This is a genomic window from Vibrio sp. STUT-A11, from assembly GCF_026000435.1.
Taxonomy (GTDB): Bacteria; Pseudomonadota; Gammaproteobacteria; order Enterobacterales; family Vibrionaceae; genus Vibrio.
Genome location: NZ_AP026764.1, coordinates 1,693,200 through 1,716,430 on the forward strand (window position 1 = coordinate 1,693,200; position 23,231 = coordinate 1,716,430).

Below are 23,231 nucleotides of genomic sequence, written 5' to 3' on the forward strand. Positions count from 1 at the left end.
AACATAAATTTGGGAAAGATCGAAAGGACACCTATATGCACGAACTTCAACCGAGCATTATTCCAAACGCTAAAAGGCAAGATGACGTGCTTTGGCAAGTTGACCGGTATGGTGTGGCAACCATCACGCTTAACAGGACAAAGAAACACAACGCGTTCGACGCCTGTATGATCGATTTGCTAATACACAGGCTCGATTATCTGGCATTGAGAAACGACGTTCGGTGTCTGGTTCTGCGGAGTAACGGCGAGCATTTTTCTTCTGGTGCTGATTTAAATTGGATGAAATCCATGGCCAACAGTACACGCAAGGAGAATGTCATTGATGCGCAAAACCTCGCCCGTTTAATGGAGACGCTGGACACATTCCCGCAACCAACCATCGCCGTTGTGCAAGGATCAGCATTTGGCGGTGCTTTGGGGTTAATTTGTTGTAGCGACATTGCCATCGCGAGCAAAAGCGCCAATTTTTGTTTAAGTGAAGTCAGACTGGGACTCGTTCCAGCGACGATCTCTCCCTATGTCATGCGGGCAATGGGAAATAGACAGGCTCGCCGCTTCATATTAAGTGGCGAAGTGATTTCTTCAGATGACGCTGAACGATTTGGGATCGTTCATGAAGTCAGGGAACAGAGCGAAATTGACAGCACGCTTAATGAGTTGATTAAGACACTGCTGGTAAACAGCCCTGATGCGATGCGCCAGGCAAAAACCTTGTGTCACCAATGTCATCAAAACCCGATTGACTCTCATCTTATCCAGTACACGAGCAGATTAATTGCCGATATCCGCGTGTCGCCGCAGGGACAAGATGGCTTACAAGCGTTTCTCGAAAAACGTCTTCCGCGCTGGATACATAAAGCGGATCCGGAGGAAACATGACACTCCCTTCAGAGGTAAAAATAGTCGAAGTAGGTGCACGAGATGGATTGCAAAATGAGTCACCCGTCTCTACAAGCGCCAAAGTCAGACTGATCAACTTGTTGTCGGACACCGGCTTAACTCATATAGAAGCTGGCTCTTTCGTTTCGCCTAAATGGGTTCCGCAAATGTCCGATTCCAAAGCAGTGATGCAGGCTATCTCCCGACGCGGCGACATCAGTTACTCTGTGCTCGTGCCTAACTTGACAGGCTTTGAGCAAGCGCTGGAGGCTGGAGCAAATCAAATTGCCATTTTTACCTCTTGCTCAGAAGGATTCTGCGAGCACAACATTAACTGCTCGATCGCAGAAAGCCTGTCTCGATTCGAACCAATGATGAAACAAGCCGCTAAACTTGGTATTCCGGTACGCGGCTATTTATCGTGCGTCATCGACTGCCCTTATGACGGAGCGACAACCCCCAAGCAAGTGATGAATGTTGCCACCAATCTCATTGATATGGGCTGCTATGAAGTATCGCTCGGAGACACAATAGGCACTGGCACGCCAAATCGTGTGGAAGCAATGCTGGAAGCTGTTTTAAAGAATATACCGAGCCAGAAATTAGCCGTTCACTTTCACGATACCTGGGGCCAGGCACTTGCCAATATTTATCAGGCATTAATGATGGGCATCGATACCGTTGATAGCAGTGTTGCAGGTATGGGTGGTTGCCCTTACGCGCACGGTGCGTCAGGGAATGTAGCCACCGAGGATGTTCTATACCTTTGCCGAGGACTGGGAATAGAAACAGGTGTTGATTTAGAACTGCTAGCCAAAGCAGGTTGGATGATTAGCGACGAGTTACAGCGTCAACCGACATCTAAAGTGTCACTGGCATTGCGTCATCGCTATGAGTAACAGAAACGATGTAAACTCGTTTGTTTCACAACAAAATCCATCACTTACCAATTTATCTTCACAGTCATTCCGAGGAGCCAGAGCGACATCAGTAATCTATTTAAGCCAAGCTTGGCAGTCACTAAATACGCTTCGGAAAACGGAATCTACCACCAGTGCGATAAATAACGAGAGAAAACAAAATGAGCAGACAACCAATAAGTTTGTTGGTCGTCAGTACTTCACCATACCAAAGGATACTCAATACTACTGTCCATACTGGCTCTAAAATCATAATCAGAGCGGCATTCCCCGCTTGCACAAACTTCTGCCCCATCGTTTGCATTACATAGCGTAAGCTGGTCGCAAGCAAGGTACTGAGTGCAAACCACCACCAAATTGGTGCATCAACTTCGCCAGGAAGTGACTCCATAAAATAGGAGACCACTAAACCAAGACAACCCGCAGAGAATAACTGCAAACAAGTTAACAATAAAACAGGTAACTTCTGTGAGTACTTACTGTTTACATTAAAGTGTAATGCCAAGAGAAGAGCCGCACCAAGAAACCAAAATTGACTTGCAGACTGCTTCCACCCGTCTGCCAAGGAAAGAAAGGCTAAACCAATAACAGCTATTGGTAATGAGAACCAAAATATACGCTGCGGCCGTTGACGAAACATTACCCAGGCGACAATAGGAACAAACAACATCGACAGGCTCATGATGAATGCGCCCTCGCCTAACGTATCACTGATCGAAACCGCGTAGATCCATGTCATTACCGCGCTACCTAACAGTAAGCCGACGCCACTTGCTGACAACACATCACTCATCTTCGCTGATAAAAGGGGGCGGTAACACAGAGGCAGCAAACAAAGCGCTGCGATAGTAAATCGCGAACCGATAAAGCCAAAAGGTGGCAAGCCTTGTATGGTCTCTTTAGAGAAAATCCAGCCAAGTGCCGCAATCATGGTAGTTGCAATAAGAATGATGGTCGCTTTATGTTCTGAGTTAAGCATAATTACCCACAAAAATACTCGGTAACGAGTTCGATAGACGAGCTCTTGACGTCGAGAAAATCGATGAAAGTTATTGTTTAAGAGTCACAAATACAGGCAAGAAATGAATAAAGAATGGAACATGCTGACGTTTGCGAGACACAATTACTATACATGAAACTAACAATTTCAAAAGCGTTAATCCGCGCCAGATCACATTACGTATCTGGCGAGGAAACATCACTCACAATTGCAAGTAAGACGTTATTAGAGCGTGCGATTGAACTGAGCAACCGCCTCAACAACACGGCTTGCGCCATCTTGAATATCATTCATGACTTTGCCTGCTTTCTCAGACAACTCAAGGGTATTCAGCGCATCTTTTTGGCATTGTGAAATCAAATCGACAGCGTTATTGGTGCGCTCGAGATTTTCTTTCACCATCGTGACAATATCGTCAGTCGTCGTATTGGTACGAAGTGCAAGTTGTCTTACTTCATCCGCAACAACCGCAAAACCTCGTCCATTCTCTCCTGCTCGAGCCGCCTCGATCGCAGCGTTCAACGCAAGCAGATTGGTTTGATCGGCAATACCACTGATATTCCTTACCAACTCGCTAATTTTCGCTGAGTGACCTTTGAGCTCCTCAATCGCGGCATTGGCTTGCTCCATTTGTCTTGAGAGCATTTGCATATTCTCAACCGTTTCACCAGTCACTTGCTGACCTTGAATCGTTTGAGTTCCGGTCTCTTTCGACACTTCATTCGCTAAATGAGCAGCTTGCGCCATCGACTGCTCTTGAAGAACTTGTTCGGTAATATCCGTAGCAAACTTCACTACCTTATACAATTCTCCCCTATCGTTATGGATTGGATTATAAGAAGCCTCTAACCATACGAATTCACCAAAACGATTTAACCTTTTAAAACGCTCAGAGACAAACTGCCCACTAGATAATTTATGCCAAAACTCCTGATAGGCCTGAGAGTTTGCTTCTTCCTGATCACAGAAAATTCGGTGATGTTTCCCCGTGACTTGTTCCGACGTATAGCCCATTGTTTTGAGGAAGTTATCATTCGCTTTGAGAACGACACCATCCAAACTAAACTCAATGACCGCCATAGAGCGATTCAATGCGTTGAGCATATCTTCTTGCTCACGAGAGGCTTTGATTGTTCTAGTCAATTCTGACGCGCACACAACAAAACGGGTAACTTTACCACTGACATCAAAGATCGGTTGCACCATTGAGCGTAGCCACGCTTCTTCACCATCCCCTTTAGAAACCTGCATAGCGCCATTCCAAAAGATTTGGGTTAACACGGCCTGCTTCATCCGTTGAAAGTGCGCTGTATTTCTCGCTTTAAATGGAACGAGTTCAGTGATGTGCTTTGCCAATACCTCGTGCTCAGTTAGGTTCATCTGCTGCACAAAGTTCTGGTTAACAGACGTAATATTACCCTCTGGGTCAAGGGAGAGCATTAACATGTCCTGATCAAGACTTTGATGCACTTGGGTAAGACTGTAGAGCTCTTGTTTTAATTGCTGATTTTCTTTTTGAAGCGACTTACTAAAAAACATGACTTCCCTTATAAGGCCTATTTTGATTGTCAAAAGCTCAGTAATTTAATGACGTTAAGTAGTGTTCGTGATTGATTACAAACAAGTCACGAAATTATACATTCATCACATGTACATCACAAAAAAATGCAACCATACAATTAGTATGTGACTTACTTATCTTTGAGGTGCCATCGGGTTCTACTCGCTTAACTCGGTTTCTAAAACTGGTGGTGCGGTTCATTATGTGAAAATGGTCACACTTCAACAGTAAAAGACACGACTTTTCCTCAAATTTGGCTAACCAACTTGCGCACATAAAGTGCCTATACTAAAGATATACAATGTATATACACTTTTGTTGAGTGATGATATGAGTAAAAAGAAATCATCAAATAAAAAGGATTGCCAACTAGTTGTGCGTATCAATCGGGAGGAACGTGACGACTTCATCTCTATCTGTGAAGATATAGATACGTCTGCCGCTAGAGAAGTCCGGAAATTTATTAAGCAGTTTATTGCTACTCACAAAAGCGTACGTACTGAATAGCCTTGAAAAATGTGGTTTAGGGCAGAAACTCGCATCAACATAAACTAACGGAGTAAATAATGGCAAAAACAACAAAGAAAGAGCTTAAAAAATCACTGAAAAAAGCAAAAGCGAAAGTAAAGAAAATTAAAAAAGCGATTAAGAAAGTTTAATTTTAAGCTTGAATAATCTTGGTAAAGAAGCCGCCATACTCTGGCGGCTCTTTACGTTATAGGCAGAGACACCTGTTTTTCTTGGGTAAGTGCAATACGTCAAACATTTGCGCTACTTTTTCTACCGAAGCTCGGTGTTTATGCCCAAATCACATTTTGAATGAAAGCTTGTTACTTTCAGAAAAAATCACAGTGTTGTAACAATTGCCTTTTATGCTTCCGTGGATACGAAACCAGTTAATTGATTTAGAGAACGGGCATGAAGATATTATTCGTTTGTAAACACAATGCGAGCAGAAGTATTTTGGCCGAAGCCATTGCAAAACAACATCTGCCAAGTCACTTCCAAATTGCGAGTGGTGGTAGCCATCCTAAAGGTGAGATTAATCCGCGTATTGCCAATTATTTACGAACGCATGATATCGATCCATCGCAGTTTCAGAGTACATCTTGGGAAGAGCGACTTAGCTTCCATCCAGACCTCATCATCACCGTTTGCGATAAAATTCACAACGAAACGTGCCCCAATTGGTTGTCATCAGGAATACGTGTTGCTTGGGATCTTGAATCCTTACCAGACGCCGAAGCTTCAGAGACTGCATTTAATTCTCATTGCGATAAAATATTCGCGTCGCTTGAAAAACGTATCAAAGCACTAGGCTCAATAAATTTTGAGTCACTGAATGATGAAGAAATTAAACACTGCGTTTCCGAGCTGGCATCCATTTAGCTTATCCATTCAGCTAAAGTACTCTTAAGATACTGAGCAAAAAGCACAAACAAAATGAAGGGCCATCTTTTTGATGTAACCCTTCATTTCACTTCACCACAACTAAACTGTCAGAGATCTACTCCCTCACTCATCTCTCTTTATGAATATTTGGTTACCATCCTGGACAGCTTGTGGCTCATAGCTCCTACCTTGGCTACTTTAATAGCAGCACGCAAAGTAAGGAGACTATCATGCGTAAGTTTGTACTTGGATCAATCTTGGCAACCAGTGTCATATTGGCTTCGCCGTATACCTTTGCCAGAGATCAGATAAGCATCGTCGGCTCATCTACCGTCTACCCTTTTGCTACCGTCGTCGCGGAGCGATTTGGTAAATCAACCAGCTTCTCTGTGCCTAAAATAGAATCTACTGGGTCAGGTGGTGGTTTAAAATTGTTTTGTGCTGGAGTTGGTGAAAACTCGCCGGATATCACCAATGCGTCACGCAAAATCAAAGCATCTGAAATTGACCTTTGCAAACAAAATGGTGTCAGCGAAATTGTAGAAATCAAAATTGGTTACGATGGCATCGCCTTTGCGAACTCGATTAATTCTCCGCAAATGGATGTATCTATCCAAGAACTCTACATGGCGTTAGCGAAGGTACTTCCAAATGAAAACGGCAACTTGATACCCAACCCATACACGACGTGGAAACAAATCAATAGTGATTTGCCGGATGTGAAAATTGAAGTGCTTGGTCCACCTCCAACTTCAGGGACTCGTGATGCGTTTGTTGAGCTAGTGATGGAAGCAGGATGTGATAGCAATCCAGTGATGAAAGAAATGAGTAAATCAAACGCTGAACAACATAAAGCGGCATGCCAAGGTATCCGTGAAGATGGTGCTTTTATAGAAGCTGGTGAAAATGACAATTTGATTGTTCAAAAGCTATCGAGCAATCCAGCAGCTTTCGGTATTTTTGGGTTCAGTTTCCTCGATCAAAATCGTGACAAAGTACAGGGTGCAAAAATAAACGGCATCGAGCCAACGTTTGAAGCCATTGGTGATGGTTCGTACCCCGTATCCCGTTCGCTGTTCTTCTACGTCAAAAAAGCACACGTTGGCGTGATCCCGGGAATAGCAGAATACGTGAACGCGTTCACTCAAGAAGACGCAATCGGTGAAGAAGGTTACCTTACCGACCGTGGCTTAATTCCACTGCCAATGAACGAATGGAAAACAGTAAGAAGTAGTGCTGAAAATTTAACACCGAATTTATGATGTTATGCATTTTTTTCTAGCCATTTTACTATGTGCTGTATTGAGCTTTTTAATCGCTCGTTTTAAAGCCGTCAATGTAGCGCAACAGTGTGGCGGCATACGTCATCTGCATTCTTTACCCAACTACTACGGTTGGTATGCAATGTGGATGACGGTGCTTCCTGTGATGTTTTTCGTTCTTTTCTGGACGGCATGCGAGCCTTGGATTATCCGGCAACTTGTCCTAGAACACTTCGCCTCCCTTATGCCAATATCAGACACAGGCACAACCCAAGATCTTCTCTATGCCAGAATCCAAGCGGTCGATTTACCAGTAAGTTCTCATATTAGTTATCAAGAGCAGATAACCCAAACCCAAAGCTACTACACGGAACTCAAGTCCTATAGCTCATCTCTAGAAACCTGGCTCATCATTCTGCTCACGACAATGTCCGCAGGGATTGCCTTCTATCAAATAAACGCCTCTTTTAAAGCGCGTCACTACGTTGAGAAAACCGTTACAACATTACTAGCAGCAAGCTCTATGATTGCTATTCTCACGACGGTTGGGATCGTATTGTCTGTGTTGTACGAATCAATTTTGTTCTTCTCACAAGTCTCTATAAGTGAGTTTCTGTTTGGCACTCACTGGTCTCCTCAAATCGCGATTCGCGCAGACCAACAAGGCGCAAGCGGATCTTTTGGGGCGATCCCACTTTTTGTTGGCACTCTTTTGATCACTTTTATCGCAATGATGGTCGCCGCACCAATTGGTCTATTCAGCGCTATCTATCTCGCTGAATATGCGCCTGAGCGTGCCCGCGGAATTATAAAGCCGATGATGGAAATCCTCGCTGGTATACCAACGGTGGTTTATGGCTTTTTCGCGGCTCTCTTTTTAGCACCAAACATTCGCAGCATTGCAGAATCTCTGGGCAGTCAGTCTGCATCGTCTGAAAGTGCGCTGGCGGCAGGAGTCGTCATGGGCGTGATGATAATACCGTTTGTCTCCTCATTATCCGATGATGTGATCAGAGCAGTACCTCAAAGCATTCGAGATGCTTCATTGGCAATGGGGGCGACGCGTTCAGAAACCATTAAGAAAATCGTATTACCCGCCGCTTTGCCAGGAATCGTCGGTGGTTTATTACTCGCGGTGTCCCGAGCGATTGGTGAAACCATGATTGTAGTAATGGCTGCTGGACTGGCAGCGAACTTAACCGCCAACCCTCTCGAATCCGTGACGACAATTACGGTACAAATCGTAACCTTGCTTGTGGGAGACCAAGAGTTTGATAGTGTGAAAACATTGGCAGCATTTGCTCTCGGTTTAACGCTATTTTTGGTCACGCTGTGCCTCAATGTCGTTGCGTTGCGTATTGTGAAGAAGTATCGAGAACAGTATGAATGATCCTCTACGAAAACTGGCAGACGACAAAATCGGAAAAGTCCGCCGGTCCCTGAAAGGACGCCGAAGAGCCGAAAATCGCTTCAGACTTTACGGTGCTCTATCCGTGCTGTCTGCACTGTGTTTTTTAGTCGTTCTCTTTGGGGCGATTCTATCGACTGGCGTAAGTGCACTCAAAGTCACTGAAATTGAGATGACTTTCCACCTTAATAAAGAGACAAGCCAACATTCTCCTCGCCAAATGATTCGAGACGCCTTGCGCGACAAGTTTCGAACGGTACAAAGTCGCTCAGAGCGTAGGAAGCTCTATCAACTTCTGTCACCGGAATCTGAATACATTCTCAAGCAAGCCCTTGAAGAACAAGGTGCCACGGCATCGACACTGACGTTATGGCTTCCTGCCGGGGACGCGGCTAATCAATACAATAAGAACCAGACAAGTGTCTCAGAGGCTAATTTCTCTGCTAAGGAGAAAACATGGTTTCGCCAGCTAGAAATTCAAGACCGAGTCAGAACTCGCTTCAACTGGTATTTCTTTAGCCAGGGAGACAGTCGAAACCCTGAAGTCGCTGGTATAGCTGGTGCGTTTATGGGGTCAGCATTTACCATCATTACCGCTTTAGCCCTTAGCTTTCCGATTGGTGTCGGAGCGGCGATATATCTTGAGGAATTCGCCCCAAAAAACAAGTTTACTGAGATTATCGAAATTAATATCAACAACTTAGCTGCCGTTCCATCCATCGTATTTGGTCTATTGGGCTTGGCGATTTTCTTAAACGTACTCGGTCTGCCTCGTTCGACGCCTCTGGTTGGAGGCTTGGTTCTGACGTTAATGACCTTACCGACGATCATTATTTCCAGCCGGGCGTCATTAAAATCGGTGCCACCTTCAATACGAGACGGCGCAATGGCTATGGGAGCCTCAAAAACTCAGGTGGTGTTTCACCATGTCGTTCCACTGGCATTACCAGGAATGTTTACTGGCTCTATTATTGGTATGGCACAAGCGCTTGGCGAGACTGCCCCCCTTTTAATGATAGGTATGGTGGCTTTCATTGTGGATATCCCTAAAGGATTTCTTGATGCGGCCACCGCCCTTCCTGTACAGATTTTTCTCTGGTCAGAAAACCCTGAAAGAGGGTTTGCAGAGCTAACCTCCGCAGCAATCATGGTTTTACTGTTCTTCTTGTTCCTTATGAACGGTGCCGCGCTGTATTTGCGGAGAAAGTTAGAAAGGAGATGGTGATGAGTAACGAAAACACGTTTGATTTAATGCCTTTATCTGGCACTAATGCCATCAAAGATACTTTTAGTGGCTCGCTTAAAGATCACCAAACTATTGGCGCTTATCAAGCGGCTAACCCTAGCATCACAACCAAAAATCTTGATGTTTATTATTCAGGTACACAGGCGCTGTTTAATGTCAGCCTTGATCTGGGACGTTGTGAAGTACTGGCTATGGTGGGGCCATCTGGTTGCGGCAAGTCGACCTTTTTACGTTGCCTTAATCGTATGAATGACTCAATACAACATTGTCAGGTCACTGGTGATATGACGCTGGATGGTGAAGATATTTTTTATCTGGAACCAGAAGAACTGAGAGCGAGAGTGGGAATGGTATTCCAGAAACCAAACCCATTTCCAAAATCCATCTACGAAAACATAGCTTATGGACCTAGGCTTCACGGCTTAGTTGAAACCAAATCAGAACTTGATGATGTAGTTAAAGCATCGCTGCAAAAAGCAGGCTTATGGAGCGAAGTATCCTCAAGGCTCGATGCTCCGGCCACTGGTTTATCTGGTGGTCAGCAGCAACGACTTTGTATTGCTCGAGCCATTTCGATCAGTCCTGAAGTCATCTTAATGGACGAGCCGTGCTCCGCACTCGATCCCATCGCTACATCCATCATAGAAAAGCTTATTTTAGATCTGAGAGAGAATTACTCTATCGGTATAGTCACTCACTCAATGCAGCAAGCGAAACGTATCTCCCAAAGAACGGCATACTTTCACTTAGGCAAACTGATTGAAGTAAATCCCACAAAACAGATATTTTCTGAACCAGAACATGAGTTAACCAAGGGTTACCTTCATGGCAATTTTGGCTAATAGTTCGTCTTTAAATAATTGACAATAAGAGGAAATAGAGATGAAAAAAGTTCTATTTATTTGTAAGCACAATGCAGGTAGAAGCGTTATTGCCGAGTCTTTGGCAACTCACATGTGGCCAGATGTATTTAAAGTCGCAAGCGGTGGCTCCCACCCTATTGGCTCTATCGACCCCGTGGTCAAACGTTATCTAGAAGACAATCAATTACCAGTTCCGCACAATTATTCGCATTCCTGGGAAGAAAGAACATCTTTCCATCCAGATGTCATTGTGATCCTTTGCGATTCCTTACACCACGAACCTGCGCCGGTTTGGTTGTCCGGTGGCTTACGTGTCAACTGGCAAGTAGATGCCTTTCCGGCAGACTGCTCAGATGAAGAAAAATACTATCACTGTGGCGTGATTGGAGATTCACTGGAACGTAGAATCGCAACTATGGGGCAGATCCTCATTGAAAAAAACTTGTCTAAAGATTCGATTGAACAAAAGCTTAATGAGCTAAAAGACATGTGATGATACGAGATTCATGCTCTCCGACGCGATACCTTGATTTCTCAGCTATCGGCAGAACTTGAAATACGTTGTTCATACCACCAACAACTATCAAGTATGCAATCCACCACTTTTGCTTAGTCACTTAATGCAGTTAGACTCAACAAAGCGGATAAGAGCCGAAATTTAAGGGGACTTAGCCCTTCAGTACTATTGTTCAACTACGTTCGTTAACACCGAATCGGGTATAAACAAGTCAACATTAACCTTGCTGACTTAAGGGCACAAAATGAATTTCAGAAGTCAATAGAGCTAGTAATGGGTGTGCCGTCATGCGTTGCTTAGTGATGGTCTATCCAACACATGAAAACAAAAAAAGCGAGCACTAAACTCGCCTTTATCTATATGATTTTAAATGCAATTACAGCAGTTCTACCGATTGCTGAGCTATCACCCACTCTTCGTTGGTAGGAATAACCAATACTTTCGCATCCAGCAGTTCAGATTTACCAATCTCACCCGAATTACCGAATCGAGCCTCTTCATTGCCTTTCTCATCTTCAACGAAGCCAAGTAGGCTTAGGTTTTTCAGCACTTCACGGCGAATATCCAGAGAGTTTTCACCAATACCACCTGTAAAGATAATTGCATCCAAGCTATCAAGAGGGATTAAGTAAGAGCCGATGTATTTCGCAACACGGTAGGTAAACACCTCAAACGCTAGTTTCGCACCTTCATGACCTTCTTCCATCGCTTGCAGAATGCCTCGGGCATCAGATGTCACGCCAGAAACACCCAAGAAGCCAGACTTTTTGTTGAGCGTTTCAAATACTTGCTCCTGAGTCCAGCCTTTCTTCATTAGGAATTCAATGATGCCTGGGTCTAGGTCACCAGAACGTGTACCCATCATCAAGCCAGCTAGTGGAGTAAAGCCCATCGAGGTATCAACCGATAGCCCATCTTTGATCGCACATACAGAAGCGCCATTACCAAGATGTACCGTAATGAAGCTAGACTGCTCCACAGGCTTGTTCAGCATTTTCGCCGCTTCACGACTTACAAAGTAATGGCTTGTGCCGTGAAAACCGTAACGTCGGATACCATACTGCTCGTAAAGCTCATGCGAAATAGCACCGGTAAACGCCTTTTGTGGCATCGTTTGGTGGAAGGCAGTGTCGAAAACAGCGAACTGAGGAAGAGTCGGAAACGCTTCAATTGCAGCTCGAATGCCGATAGCACCTGCCGGGTTATGTAATGGAGCAAGATCAGCAAGCTGTTCGATTTCTTGTGTCACTTCATCGGTAATACGAACCGTCGTTGTGAATTTTTCACCACCATGAACAATACGATGGCCTACCGCAACGATGTCTTTAGCTAAACCTAATTCGTCGGTTAACCCTACTAGTTTTCCGATAGCGATTTTATGATGGCTATCGTCACCTTCGATAGAAACTTCCTTTTTTTCACCGTTGAATTTCCAGCTCATACGAGATTCTGGAAGACCAAAGCATTCACCCAAACCACTTAGAACAGCATCACCTGAATTTGAATCGATGACTGCGAACTTTAGTGACGAGCTTCCTGAGTTGATCACTAGTACAAACGAATTAGACATGAAATAGTTATCCTGTTGTGGAGCAGAGGTTGTCATTGCGCTTTCACGCTGCGTACGACTCATTTAGTTTCTATTATTCAATAATTTTTTAATCTTTCAACTATCTTTTAGGATTAATGTTCTGATTGGACAATTTTTATTGATCTAGGGCATTTTTTGATTTTATTTGACGCAAAAAATATATCTTATTATATGCAGAACTTATGAGTTCGCCTGCTTATATATTGTAGGAATGTTGAGCTAACTTATTTATTAGACAAACAAAAACGAACATAGCTATTGTCAGGTTAAGAGAATTTAACTTGGCGGATACATGAAATGAAAAGACGCTATCAAGATGAATTTAGATGACTTTGGTACTGGCTGCGCTTCGTTGTTAAACCAATCACAGTAAATAAGTGCTCAGAAATAGCGCAGAAAAATATTTGAGAACAATGTGAAAATTTCCTTTCAGCATGAAAAAAGCCGAGCATGTTAAGCTCGGCTTTCTAAATCAGCTTTTATCTAACTTAGGTTATCTAAATAACCTCGTCGATTATGCGTCTTGTGTACTACGACCACGGCCGTGACCACGTTCGCCACGGTAGTTACCACGGTGGTCACCACCACGGTTACGGTCGAAACGACGCTCACCACCTTCTCGGTTGCCATCGCGGTTGCCACGGAAACCACCATCACGACGGCCACCTTCACGACGAGCACCACCGTCACGGTTACCACGGTAGCCACCATCACGACGTCCACCATCGCGACGACCGCCGTCACGACGACCACCACGAGATTCACGGAAATCATCGAAGTCACAGACTACCGCACCAACATCTTGTTGACGGATACGCAGTTTGCTTAGCTTGTTCGCCGCTTCAGAAGTCATTGCTTTTGGTAGCTGTACGAACGTGTGACCTTGCGCTAGCTTGATCGCACCGATAGAACCTTTACCCAGGCCAAGTTCGTTTGCCAAAGCACCAACGATGTCTTTAACTTGAACACCTTGCTCGCGGCCAACTTGTAGCTGGTAAGTATCCCAATCTTGGTTGTTGAAGTTACGACCACCTTCGCGGCCACCTTCACGACGCTCTTTACGACGTTGCTTATCACGCTCAATCGCTTCTACCATTGGGTCTTCACCAATGTAGAATAGTGGGCGTTTGCCTTGCTGACGCTTAAGAAGCATCGCAGCAAGCATTGCAGGGTCGATTTCCAGAGAAGTTTGTAGTTTCTCAACCAACTCAGCAAACTTATCTAGTGATTTGTGCTTTTTCTCAGCTTCTAGCTCTGCACCTAGTTGAGCCAGACGAGCTTCAGCAACCTGGTCACGTAGAGGAAGTTGGATTTCTTCCATTGATGACTTAGTGACACGCTCGATAGTACGCAACATGCGGATTTGGTTAGTGCGAACAAGAAGGATCGCTTTACCTTTACGTCCAGCACGACCTGTACGGCCGATACGGTGGATGTAAGACTCAACATCAAATGGGATGTCGTAGTTAAATACGTGCGTAATACGCGGAACGTCAAGGCCACGTGCAACAACGTCAGTTGCAACTAGGATGTCGATAACACCCTGTTTGATGTGGTCAACAGTACGCTCACGTAGAGACTGAGGGATATCACCGTGCAGTGCCGCAGCTTTGAAGCCACGAGCTGAAAGCCAGTCAGCTAAACGCTCAGTATCTTGACGAGTACGTACGAATACGATTGACGCATCCGTTTCTTCAGTTTCAAGAAGACGAGACATCGCTTCATCTTTCTCTACGCCCTTCACTACCCAGAACTGTTGTTGAACTTTGTCTACAGTGTGGTTCTTACCAGCAACGTCTACCGTTACAGGGTCACGAAGGAAGCGCTCGACAATCTTTTTCAGCATTGGAGGCATAGTCGCAGAGAACAGAACGCGTTGTGCTGATTCAGGAGCGTGCTCCATGATTGCAGTTACGTCGTCTACGAAACCCATGTTTAGCATTTCGTCCGCTTCATCAAGTACGAAAGTATTCACTTCGTCTAGATGTAGACGTTCACGGTTGATCAGGTCTTGAACACGGCCAGGAGTACCAACAACAACGTGCGCACCATTTTTAAGTGCACGCATTTGATCAACGATAGAAGCACCACCGTAGATTTCTAGAACTTTCAAGCCCTTGATGTTTTTACCAAGGTTTTTCATTTCCGCTGCAACCTGAATCGCTAGCTCACGAGTCGGAGCAAGTACAATTGCTTGTGGTTTGCGTTGGTTTAGATCTAGTTTGTTGAGAAGAGGCAGAGAGAATGCTGCCGTTTTACCTGTACCCGTTTGTGCCTTGCCCAGCGCGTCAGCACCTTCCAACAGGTGTGGGATTGCCGCAGCCTGAATTGGAGTTGGTGACACGAAACCCATTCCGTCTAGAGCAGAAAGGATAGAATCATTCAGAGATAAATCACTGAATTGAATAACAGAATCTTGCATTGGGATCCTACTTAATTAAACAAAAAAACAGTCCCATATGCTCTTCCAATTCAATACTGAATTATCCAGATACTAAATCCATTCAGATAGGAATTAGCACAGTACACAACCGCGATAAGCCATTAGGGACGACTAAGGGAGGCGGATTATTCCTTAAAAGCATAAAAAAAGCCAGAAAAAATTGAATTACATCACAATTTATTCTCAATAATGGCATTTTCGCATAAATTCCCACCACCCCACCATTCTCCACAAAAAAGCGCTTAATGAAAGCGAATGGTTTTTGACCAACCCAAAGCATGACGTTGGCCTTTCTTATATCAATCCCTAGGGACAACTCACAACCAAATTGCGCTCTACCGATAATAATAGCTCGCAATAAGGATAATACACTTCACTCACCTCTAAGGGTAAGTGAAATGGTTTCAAGATAAACAGATTAAAGTCTATCTTGAATACATCAAAAATCACAGCCAGTCAGACTAACAGTTTATGCCGTTTGAGATTCTTTCCAATTGGTCAAACCCAATAGTTTCTGACCCAAGGTTGTAAGCGTCGCCTGCGGGTACTTTGTTTGCTCCCAGTCACGTGGGTCACCCGGGAAAGCAAAACCTTGCGGTGGTGTTCTCTCACGCCAAGAGTTTACTCGCCAATCTCTGATCGCCTGGTTGTCTTCTTCCGCCGGAACCATTGAGATGTATTGTGCCATACGCACCTGGTTCGATTGATTAGGACGGATACCGTGTGGAAGCAAGCTGTTAAATATCAGTAAGTCCCCCGCTTTCATTGAAATAAAATCCACATCAAACCCGGTGAGATCCGGTACATAAGGGTCTCGATCATTCGGCTGTGTTTTACGCCACTCCTCAAGTTGACGGTAGAGCTCGGGAACACATTGGAAACCACCAGTCTCTTCACTGGTATCTGATAGCGCTAGCACGCCTTGTACATTAACTGGAAGCGGATCGAGTGAGGTGTCGGCGTCCCAATGAATAAAACCACTAAACTCGCGTCCTGATTTGTTTGGCGGGTTTAAGTTCGCTCGGTCAATGGTGACCCATAAGTTTTCCTGATCCCAGATATCGACAAACGCATTGTAAACATCTGGGTTTTGACGGTTATCCCACAGAACTTGGTTGTTATAACATTCAACCATCCCTGAGTTGTTGAGCTCCACCATGGCGTGATCACGGCGCTGTGCCTGATACCAAGTTTGTGAGTCAGTCGGGTCCATTTCCTGAAACTCCCATAAAAAATCTTGTGAACGCTTTACCGCCTCGGGCGAGATAATTTGCGGGATGACCAGGTAACCATTGTGCTGCCAAAACTCGAACTGTTCTTGTGTTAGCTTCTTCAAAGGCAGTGTTTTTTGTATGTCTTTCAACTGTGCTGAATTGATGTTGGAGACACTATTATTGCCAGGCGCGTTGTCTCCGAATCCGTATTTGTTTTTCATAATGGTGGTTTCCTGTAGGGCTGATTATTGTGGTTTTAACAGACGTTGAGCTCGTCCGTTTGATTACATTCTGACAACAATTGACCTAACAAAGTGATACAAAAACAGCATATACTGATACTTTATAGTCATTAATAGTTAGCGATATGCGCAGGTTTGTATTACTCATGAAAGCCCAGTATGAAAAAGTTAAATACAACCAGGACAACTCCTGGCAACTACTTATTCGTCGATTGGATGCGATTCCATTTGAATGGCACTTTCACCCTGAATATGAGCTGACGCTGACACTTAACAGTACTGGCGAACGCTATATTGGCGATACCGTTTTAGAGTACGGGGATTTCGATTTAATACTGCTTGGGCCCAATATTCCGCATTCTTGGCATTCTCGCGCAAGTATGAACGCCACACAGGAACAGAAAGTCTATGTATTGTGGTTCGACACCGAGTGGATCAGTGAGGTGACACGGTTATTTCCAGAATGCCGGGCTTTTGCCCCTTTACTGCAAGATGCTCATCGCGGCGTGAACTTCTCGAAGGAGGTTGCTCAGAAATTACTGCCCTTGTTTGAAGCATTGGATGAGGCAAGCCCCATGCACAGACTTACAAGCATACTGAATATTCTCGATGGGTTGAGCAGTACACAAGATTATCAGTGTATTTCTGTTCACCAAATGCTGGACAGGCAGGACTCTGATAAACGGCAGCAACGTTTATTAAGTCAGCTTCTCGAAGCGATACATGAAAATTATACTCAAACATTAACCATCACAGAGTTGGCCTCGTTGGTCGGTATGAGTGAGAGCACACTAGGTCGTTTTTTCAAGAAAATGATGGGGCACAGCGTAAATAACTACATTACGCAAGTGAGACTGGGTAAAGGCTGCTCGTTATTAGTTCAAACCGACAAACCTGTCTCGCTCATCGCAGAGCTCTCTGGTTTCGATAACCTTTCTAACTTCAACCGGTTGTTCTTAAAGTACAAACAATTGACGCCGAAAGCTTTTCGCGACAAGTTCAGAAAAACACCGTAAAAAATCCTGGATTTGGAGCAACGCCTTTATCGACAACATGGAGACGATTCAATCAGGGAGAGCGGTTTGGTTTACTTGTTTATTTTTGGGTTGCGCCACATTCGATAACCACTTTTCCTCATAGCTTTGCCTAATAAGTGCGCACCCACAGGTGCAGTGAGGAAAATAAACAACATCGTCCCCAAAGATCGAGAAATCACCGTGGCATCAGGAATGGCTATAGCGACAGACAGAAGCAATGATGCCACACCAACCGTGCCCGCTTTTGTTGCCGCGTGCATGCGGGTGTAGAGATCTGGCATTCGAATCACTCCCAAACTGGCGATCAGAAAAAATAAGGTGCCAATGCACAACAATATACCAATGACCAATTCCATTACTCCCCTCCTTTCCTCTTCGCTATCATTCGAGCAAACGCGATTGTGCCGAGAAACGCCACTAAACCAAGTGTGATAGCAATATCTAACAACGTCTCTTGACCACTATCCAGGGTATAAACAGCAATGAACCCAATCGTGACAAACGAGATAAGATCAAGTGAGACGACCCTGTCCGCCAAGGTCGGCCCTAACACCAAGCGTACCATTGCCATCACAACACTGAGCAACAACCCACTGTAAGCAAAGTAAATACTAAACTGCAGCCAGTTATCCACGCGTCACCTCCAATATCCGGCTCTCTAATCCACTTTTGATGTCTTGAATCACTTTGTCGTGTTCTGGCGCAAACATAGCATGCACGATCAGATGCTTTTTGTCAGGTGTGACATCTAAACTTAACGTACCTGGCGTTAACGAAACCATATTAGCAAGTAGTGTGATTTCTATATCTGATTTAGCATCAAGTGGTACGTAAATGATATCTGGTTCACTTAAATGGGTTGGCGTTAACACGTCCCACATCACTTGAGCGGCAGACATGATCAACTCAAAACAGAAATAGCTCACCAACTTTACAAGTGAGACGAAAACTTGAAAGTAACGGCTTTTCGTACCGAATGGCTGAGTTAGCCTTAATACAAAAAATCCGGCAATAAAGCCAAATATAAAGTTGAGGCTGGTATAGGTGCCGTTTAAAAGCATCCATGCCAATGCGAGAAAGAGATTGAGAAAAAAGTAGATCATTGTCCACCTCTCAATACGGCCTGAATATACTCAGTGGGCTCTAACAGCTGAACCGCAGCCTGCATAGCAAATTGATAAAATGGCTCTGCAACCAGGCCGATGACCAAACTCATCGCCGTCAAGGTGACAATAGGAATGCAATATAAGTACGTGGTCGACTTGGTCATCATTTGAACGTCAACCTCACTTGTCTGCTTGTTCCAAAACACGGCATTCCAGATTTTGCTCATGGAAAAAACCGTTAGTAATCCCACCAGTAAAGCGGTCCCTGCAAGCCAATAGCCCTCTGTTTGTAAACTTGCTTTAATCACTAAGAACTTGCCCCAAAAGCCGGATAGTGGCGGAAATCCAGCTAAAGAGAATGCTGTAATAAAAAATAACAAGGCCAACCAAGGCATTGCTTTATATACTCCCCCCAACTGCTTAAGCTGACTGGTGCCGTATTTACGCTCGACGAAGCCTCCTATTAGGAACAGGTTCGCCTTCACCAAAATATGATGAACGATATAGAAGATAGCCCCAGCCATCGCCAATGGCGTATAGATGGCCAGTCCCATGATCATGTAGCCAATCTGGCTGATGATATGAAATGACAGGATTTTTTTAATGTCGTAATGACTCGCCGCACCTAATACGCCCGTCAGCATCGTCAAACCTGCAATCCACATCAACGTCGATTGCCAACCACTATCTGCCAACGGAAAAACCAGCGTAAACACACGTATTAATGTGTATACCCCGACTTTAGTCAGCAGAGCAGCAAACAGTGCAACCACACCGCTCGGTAAGGTGTGGTAAGAGGCTGGAAGCCAAACAAACAAGGGAAACAGTGCTGCTTTTATAGAAAAAGCGAATAAGAATAGACCAGCGAGCAAGGTTTTCGTGTCAGATGGTATCAAAGCCGCTTTGGCGTGAAGGTCCGCCAGGTTTAGCGTCCCGGTTACACCGTACAACAGGCCTATCGCTAGCAGGAAAAACAACGTCGAGATCAGGTTGAGTATCACGTATTTCACTGCGCCATCAATCTGAGACTTATTGGCATCCAAAACCATCAGACCAAAGGAGGCAATCAGCATCACTTCAAACCAGACATAGAGATTGAAGATATCACCAGTTAAAAATGCCCCGTAAACGCCCGCTAGCAAGACATGTATCAACGCGTGATACATCGCGTATGATGGTTTGTTGCGGAGATCCCCAGCCGCATAAACGACACAGATTAAGCCAATCACCGCCGTTACCAGAACCATGGCTATCGTAAGTAAATCTGCAACAAACACAACACCGAAAGGTGCGAGCCATTGACCAAAAGCCACCGCAACTGGCCCACCCTGTATCACATCACTGGTAAGAAAAGCGGCGACACACAGCGTCAATAGTGCACTCGCGCCACTAATACGTTCAGCAAGACAGAGCTTACGCTTAGTGATAAACACAACGACAGCAGTCAGGAGTGAAGTCACGATAGGTAGAGTTAGCCAAATCGTCGTCATTCCTCCTCCTCTTCTGATTCTGACCGTCGCATATCATCAACATCTGCCGAGCCGGTTTCTGAATAAGCCCGATAGAACAACAACAGTGCAAAAACGAGCAAACCAAAACCAATCACGATTGCGGTCAAGATCAACGCCTGAGGTAACGGGTTGGCTGCACCATCAGGTGGGAGTTGTGCATTTGACTCGATCAAAGCGGGTAAACCAATGGTTAATCGCCCGGCCGTTAATATGGCCAGATTCACAGCACTGCTTAATAAAATCAGCCCAAATAATATTCTCAATATGTGCCGTTCAAGTAGCAGATAAATACCAGCAGTAACAAACACACCGACGACTAAACTCCACAGTACTTCCATCAGTCGAGCACCTCATTCACGTGTAACAGTACACCCATGACGCCACCAATGATTGCTAAATAAATGCCCACATCGAATAACAGTGGCGTGCCAAGTGGCAGAATATCCTTCCACCACAATCCGGTCAGGAAAGGGAGATTGAGTGCCAAGCCTAATAGCCCAGCGATAAAACTGAGCAAGATACCGAACATCGCAATAGTTAATGGCGAATAGTACAAACGGTCTCTGACATACTTAGGCGATTCTGCATACATCATTAGCGCAAACCCTATCACCGCAATAAGTGCGCCGATAAACCCACCACCCGGTTCGTTATGCCCGCGCAGCAGTAAGTACAGAGAAAACAGCAACATTAATGTAAAGACAATATGAGCCGTGGTGGAAAAGATCAGAGAATGGACAGGAGGATGCTTGTAATTTGGAGTGGTAAGTAAATTTGTCGCAGCAATGCCCGCGATTACGACCACAATCACCTCACCTAACGTATCAATAGCACGAAAGTCGACCAAGATGACATTGACAATATTTCGTCCGTGTCCTTCTGGCAGACTATTTTGCATAAAGTAATTGGACAACATGGGATCGAACGGTTGCGAGGTGATATTAATTAGCACAGTGCTGACAGACAATCCGACTATCCCGGCGATAACCGCGTGCAATAAGCGACGCCGTTTAGAGTGACCACGCACAGTTGTCAGTTTCGGCATATGGCGCATCAGCAAAACTAAAAAGACCACCATAAGGGTTTCTACTAGCAACAAGGTCTGTGCGACATCGGGCGCGCTATATAACATAAACACGAGTGTTGTCAGAAAGCCCACCACACTAAGGGCTGACACCGATAACAATCGAGACTTAGAGAACGTACATACCGACACCGCTGCCACAAGTAACAAAGCAACGGTTATTTCGTAGAAGTTAATAGCGAACAGTTCGGTAAAAGGCGCAGTTGAAAAATCTACCGGGCGACTGAGCAACACGATGGCCAGAACGATGCTAAACATAAGTACATATTTGCTCAACCGTTTTTGCTGCAGCCGTTGTGTCTGCCACGTGGCAAATCGCATGACGCCATTGATAATTTTATCAAATACTAGCTCCGCAGTAGGGAATACAAACGCGCTTTTGTACCACTTGGCAAATCGCTGCGTATACATCGCGTAAAGCGCCCACCCCATCCCTAAGGTGACCGCGCTCAATAACAATGGAAGGTTAACGCCATGCCATAACTTTGTGGCCTGTGGAGCAGATGCAGGAAGGCTCGATAAAACCCCAGGAATAATGACATTATGATTAACCCAACCAAGCCCCAACACTGGAACAATCAATCCCCCAACTGACAGCAGCATCGGTGGTATCCATAAACCTCTGTCCGATTCGATGCCTTTCGCAGGGGTTGGCTCACGTTGAGAATAAGAAAAGAACGGTTTGTAGATTAGCGCTATCGTCACGGCCACCATGATGACATTGACAACGAGCAACAAACCAATCACTACACTGCTCACTTCAAGGCCCGATTTATACATATATTCTTTGCTCAAAAAGCCGAATAATGGAGGTACTCCCGCTTTAGACAGCGCCGCTAGCATTGCTGCTACCAAACTTAAAGAAAGCACGGTTTTCAATCCATTCAGCTTGGTGATTTCTCGCGTACCTGTGGCTTTATCAATGTTTCCAACCACCATAAACAGGGCCGCTTTATAAAATGAATGCGCCAGGATGAACAAAAGTGCGGCGGTCAGAGCGAGCTCCGTTCCCATGCCAATTAACAGGACCAGCTTACCCAGCGCGACATTGGTACTGTAGGCAAGCATTAACTTTAAATCGGTCTGCTTTAATGCCAACAAACCACACCAGATAGCCGTAAAACCACCAAAGGTACTTAATGTGTAAAACCAAATGTCGCTGTGTGAATAAACCGGAGACAACCTTGCGAGAAGATACACACCCGCTTTTACCATAGTCGCAGAATGCAGATAAGCGCTCACCGGCGTCGGTGCCGCCATCGCATTGGGCAACCAGAAGTGAAATGGGAACTGTGCGGACTTAGTGAACACACCAAGGAAGATCAATATGAGCGAAGGAATAAACCATTTATGGGAGGCAATTTGCGTCGATTGTTGAACAATGACACCAAGCTCATAACTTCCGGCAAGTTGTCCCAATAAAATTAACCCCGCCAACAACGCCAACCCTCCAGCCCCAGTAACTAAAAGCGACTGTAACGCCTTTTCACGTGACTGCTCTTTTTCGTGGTTAAAGCCAATCAGCAAATACGAGGTGATGGTCGTCAGTTCCCAAAAAACAAACAGCAGCAGAACATTGTCGCTCGTGACAACGCCGAGCATAGAAAGCATGAACAACGTAAGGTAGACATGAAAGGAAAAGCGCGCCGCATGGTTGCGCATATACGCAAGAGAATAGAATTGTATTAGTGCGCCGATACCGCAAATCAAACACACAAACAGAAATGACAAAGCATCGAGACGAAAGCTTAAGTTGACATCAAGACCCGGAACCCAGTTCCCGCTCCAACTTCCCCCTTCTGGGCGATACCAGCTCACAACAAACAACAAGATGATGATCGGTATCAACGGAAAGATCATCAAAAGCAGTGTGCACTTTCTTGAGTTATCAACCTGATTTTTATCGTTAACGTTATTCAATGCCGCCATCCATACTTTAAATGTGTTCAACAC

20 protein-coding genes are annotated in these 23,231 nt (G+C 44.9%); 9 read left to right on the top strand and 11 right to left on the bottom strand.

Annotated elements, in window-relative coordinates:
* The first annotated feature begins 35 nt into the window (after positions 1-35).
* Both OO774_RS23215 and OO774_RS23220 read left to right on the top strand, forming a co-directional pair.
* Positions 36-881, top strand: a complete 846-nt coding sequence (locus OO774_RS23215) for an enoyl-CoA hydratase-related protein (protein WP_264907102.1) — start codon at positions 36-38, stop codon at positions 879-881.
* Positions 878-1,780, top strand: coding sequence for a hydroxymethylglutaryl-CoA lyase (locus OO774_RS23220; protein ID WP_264907104.1), 903 nt, complete (start codon positions 878-880; stop codon positions 1,778-1,780). Before OO774_RS23215 ends, OO774_RS23220 begins: the two co-directional genes overlap by 4 nt.
* A 121-nt stretch (positions 1,781-1,901) precedes the next feature.
* Here OO774_RS23220 and OO774_RS23225 read toward each other — a convergent pair whose 3' ends face one another.
* Together OO774_RS23225 and OO774_RS23230 are read right to left on the bottom strand one after the other, a co-directional pair.
* A complete protein-coding gene (locus OO774_RS23225) occupies positions 1,902-2,780 on the bottom strand; it encodes a DMT family transporter (RefSeq protein WP_264907106.1) in 879 nt (292 codons plus the stop codon).
* Positions 2,781-3,026: 246 nt separating this feature from the next.
* Entirely contained in the window at positions 3,027-4,340 is a 1,314-nt protein-coding gene (locus tag OO774_RS23230; protein WP_264907107.1) for a PAS domain-containing methyl-accepting chemotaxis protein, read from the bottom strand.
* Between the two features lie 940 nt (positions 4,341-5,280).
* Here OO774_RS23230 and OO774_RS23235 point away from each other — a divergent pair.
* The 6 genes from OO774_RS23235 (at position 5,281) to OO774_RS23260 (ending at position 11,026) form a co-directional block, all read left to right on the top strand.
* The gene (locus OO774_RS23235; protein ID WP_264907109.1) at positions 5,281-5,751 is read left to right on the top strand and encodes an arsenate reductase ArsC; all 471 of its coding nucleotides are present in this window, start codon (positions 5,281-5,283) and stop codon (positions 5,749-5,751) included.
* Positions 5,752-5,984: 233 nt separating this feature from the next.
* Complete coding sequence (locus OO774_RS23240; protein ID WP_264907111.1) at positions 5,985-7,016, top strand: PstS family phosphate ABC transporter substrate-binding protein; 1,032 nt, start codon at positions 5,985-5,987, stop codon at positions 7,014-7,016.
* A gap of 4 nt (positions 7,017-7,020) precedes the next feature.
* Entirely contained in the window at positions 7,021-8,406 is a 1,386-nt protein-coding gene (gene pstC / locus OO774_RS23245; protein WP_264907112.1) for a phosphate ABC transporter permease subunit PstC, read from the top strand.
* Entirely contained in the window at positions 8,399-9,649 is a 1,251-nt protein-coding gene (gene pstA, locus OO774_RS23250; protein WP_264907114.1) for a phosphate ABC transporter permease PstA, read from the top strand. The genes pstC and pstA overlap by 8 nt, the downstream gene beginning before the upstream one ends.
* Positions 9,649-10,512, top strand: coding sequence for a phosphate ABC transporter ATP-binding protein PstB (gene pstB, locus OO774_RS23255; RefSeq protein WP_264907116.1), 864 nt, complete (start codon positions 9,649-9,651; stop codon positions 10,510-10,512). Before pstA ends, pstB begins: the two co-directional genes overlap by 1 nt.
* A gap of 40 nt (positions 10,513-10,552) precedes the next feature.
* On the top strand, positions 10,553-11,026 hold the full coding sequence (locus OO774_RS23260; RefSeq protein ID WP_264907118.1) for a low molecular weight phosphatase family protein: 474 nt from the start codon (positions 10,553-10,555) through the stop codon (positions 11,024-11,026).
* Positions 11,027-11,426: 400 nt separating this feature from the next.
* Here OO774_RS23260 and OO774_RS23265 read toward each other — a convergent pair whose 3' ends face one another.
* From OO774_RS23265 to OO774_RS23275, 3 genes are all read right to left on the bottom strand, one after another.
* Entirely contained in the window at positions 11,427-12,620 is a 1,194-nt protein-coding gene (locus OO774_RS23265) for an acetate/propionate family kinase (protein ID WP_264908694.1), read from the bottom strand.
* Positions 12,621-13,155: 535 nt separating this feature from the next.
* Complete coding sequence (locus OO774_RS23270) at positions 13,156-15,063, bottom strand: DEAD/DEAH box helicase (RefSeq protein WP_264907119.1); 1,908 nt, start codon at positions 15,061-15,063, stop codon at positions 13,156-13,158.
* Between the two features lie 490 nt (positions 15,064-15,553).
* Entirely contained in the window at positions 15,554-16,519 is a 966-nt protein-coding gene (locus OO774_RS23275) for a phytanoyl-CoA dioxygenase family protein (RefSeq protein ID WP_264907120.1), read from the bottom strand.
* Between the two features lie 167 nt (positions 16,520-16,686).
* Here OO774_RS23275 and OO774_RS23280 point away from each other — a divergent pair, with 167 nt between their 5' ends.
* Entirely contained in the window at positions 16,687-17,556 is an 870-nt protein-coding gene (locus OO774_RS23280) for an AraC family transcriptional regulator (RefSeq protein ID WP_264907122.1), read from the top strand.
* A gap of 71 nt (positions 17,557-17,627) precedes the next feature.
* Here OO774_RS23280 and mnhG read toward each other — a convergent pair whose 3' ends face one another.
* The 6 genes from mnhG to mbhE are packed head-to-tail and all read right to left on the bottom strand — an operon-like array spanning position 17,628 to position 23,138.
* On the bottom strand, positions 17,628-17,933 hold the full coding sequence (gene mnhG, locus OO774_RS23285) for a monovalent cation/H(+) antiporter subunit G (RefSeq protein ID WP_264907124.1): 306 nt from the start codon (positions 17,931-17,933) through the stop codon (positions 17,628-17,630).
* On the bottom strand, positions 17,933-18,211 hold the full coding sequence (locus OO774_RS23290) for a cation:proton antiporter (protein ID WP_264907126.1): 279 nt from the start codon (positions 18,209-18,211) through the stop codon (positions 17,933-17,935). Before OO774_RS23290 ends, mnhG begins: the two co-directional genes overlap by 1 nt.
* Positions 18,204-18,680 carry a Na+/H+ antiporter subunit E gene (locus OO774_RS23295; protein ID WP_264907128.1) on the bottom strand — a complete coding sequence of 159 codons (477 nt, stop codon included), beginning with the start codon at positions 18,678-18,680 and terminating at the stop codon, positions 18,204-18,206. The genes OO774_RS23290 and OO774_RS23295 overlap by 8 nt, the downstream gene beginning before the upstream one ends.
* Positions 18,677-20,173 (bottom strand): proton-conducting transporter membrane subunit, encoded by a 1,497-nt coding sequence (locus OO774_RS23300; RefSeq protein ID WP_264907130.1) that lies wholly within the window; start codon positions 20,171-20,173, stop codon positions 18,677-18,679. Before OO774_RS23300 ends, OO774_RS23295 begins: the two co-directional genes overlap by 4 nt.
* Entirely contained in the window at positions 20,170-20,532 is a 363-nt protein-coding gene (locus OO774_RS23305; RefSeq protein WP_264907132.1) for a Na+/H+ antiporter subunit C, read from the bottom strand. The genes OO774_RS23300 and OO774_RS23305 overlap by 4 nt, the downstream gene beginning before the upstream one ends.
* Positions 20,532-23,138, bottom strand: coding sequence for a hydrogen gas-evolving membrane-bound hydrogenase subunit E (gene mbhE / locus OO774_RS23310; protein ID WP_264908696.1), 2,607 nt, complete (start codon positions 23,136-23,138; stop codon positions 20,532-20,534). The genes OO774_RS23305 and mbhE overlap by 1 nt, the downstream gene beginning before the upstream one ends.
* Positions 23,139-23,231: the final 93 nt, after the last annotated feature.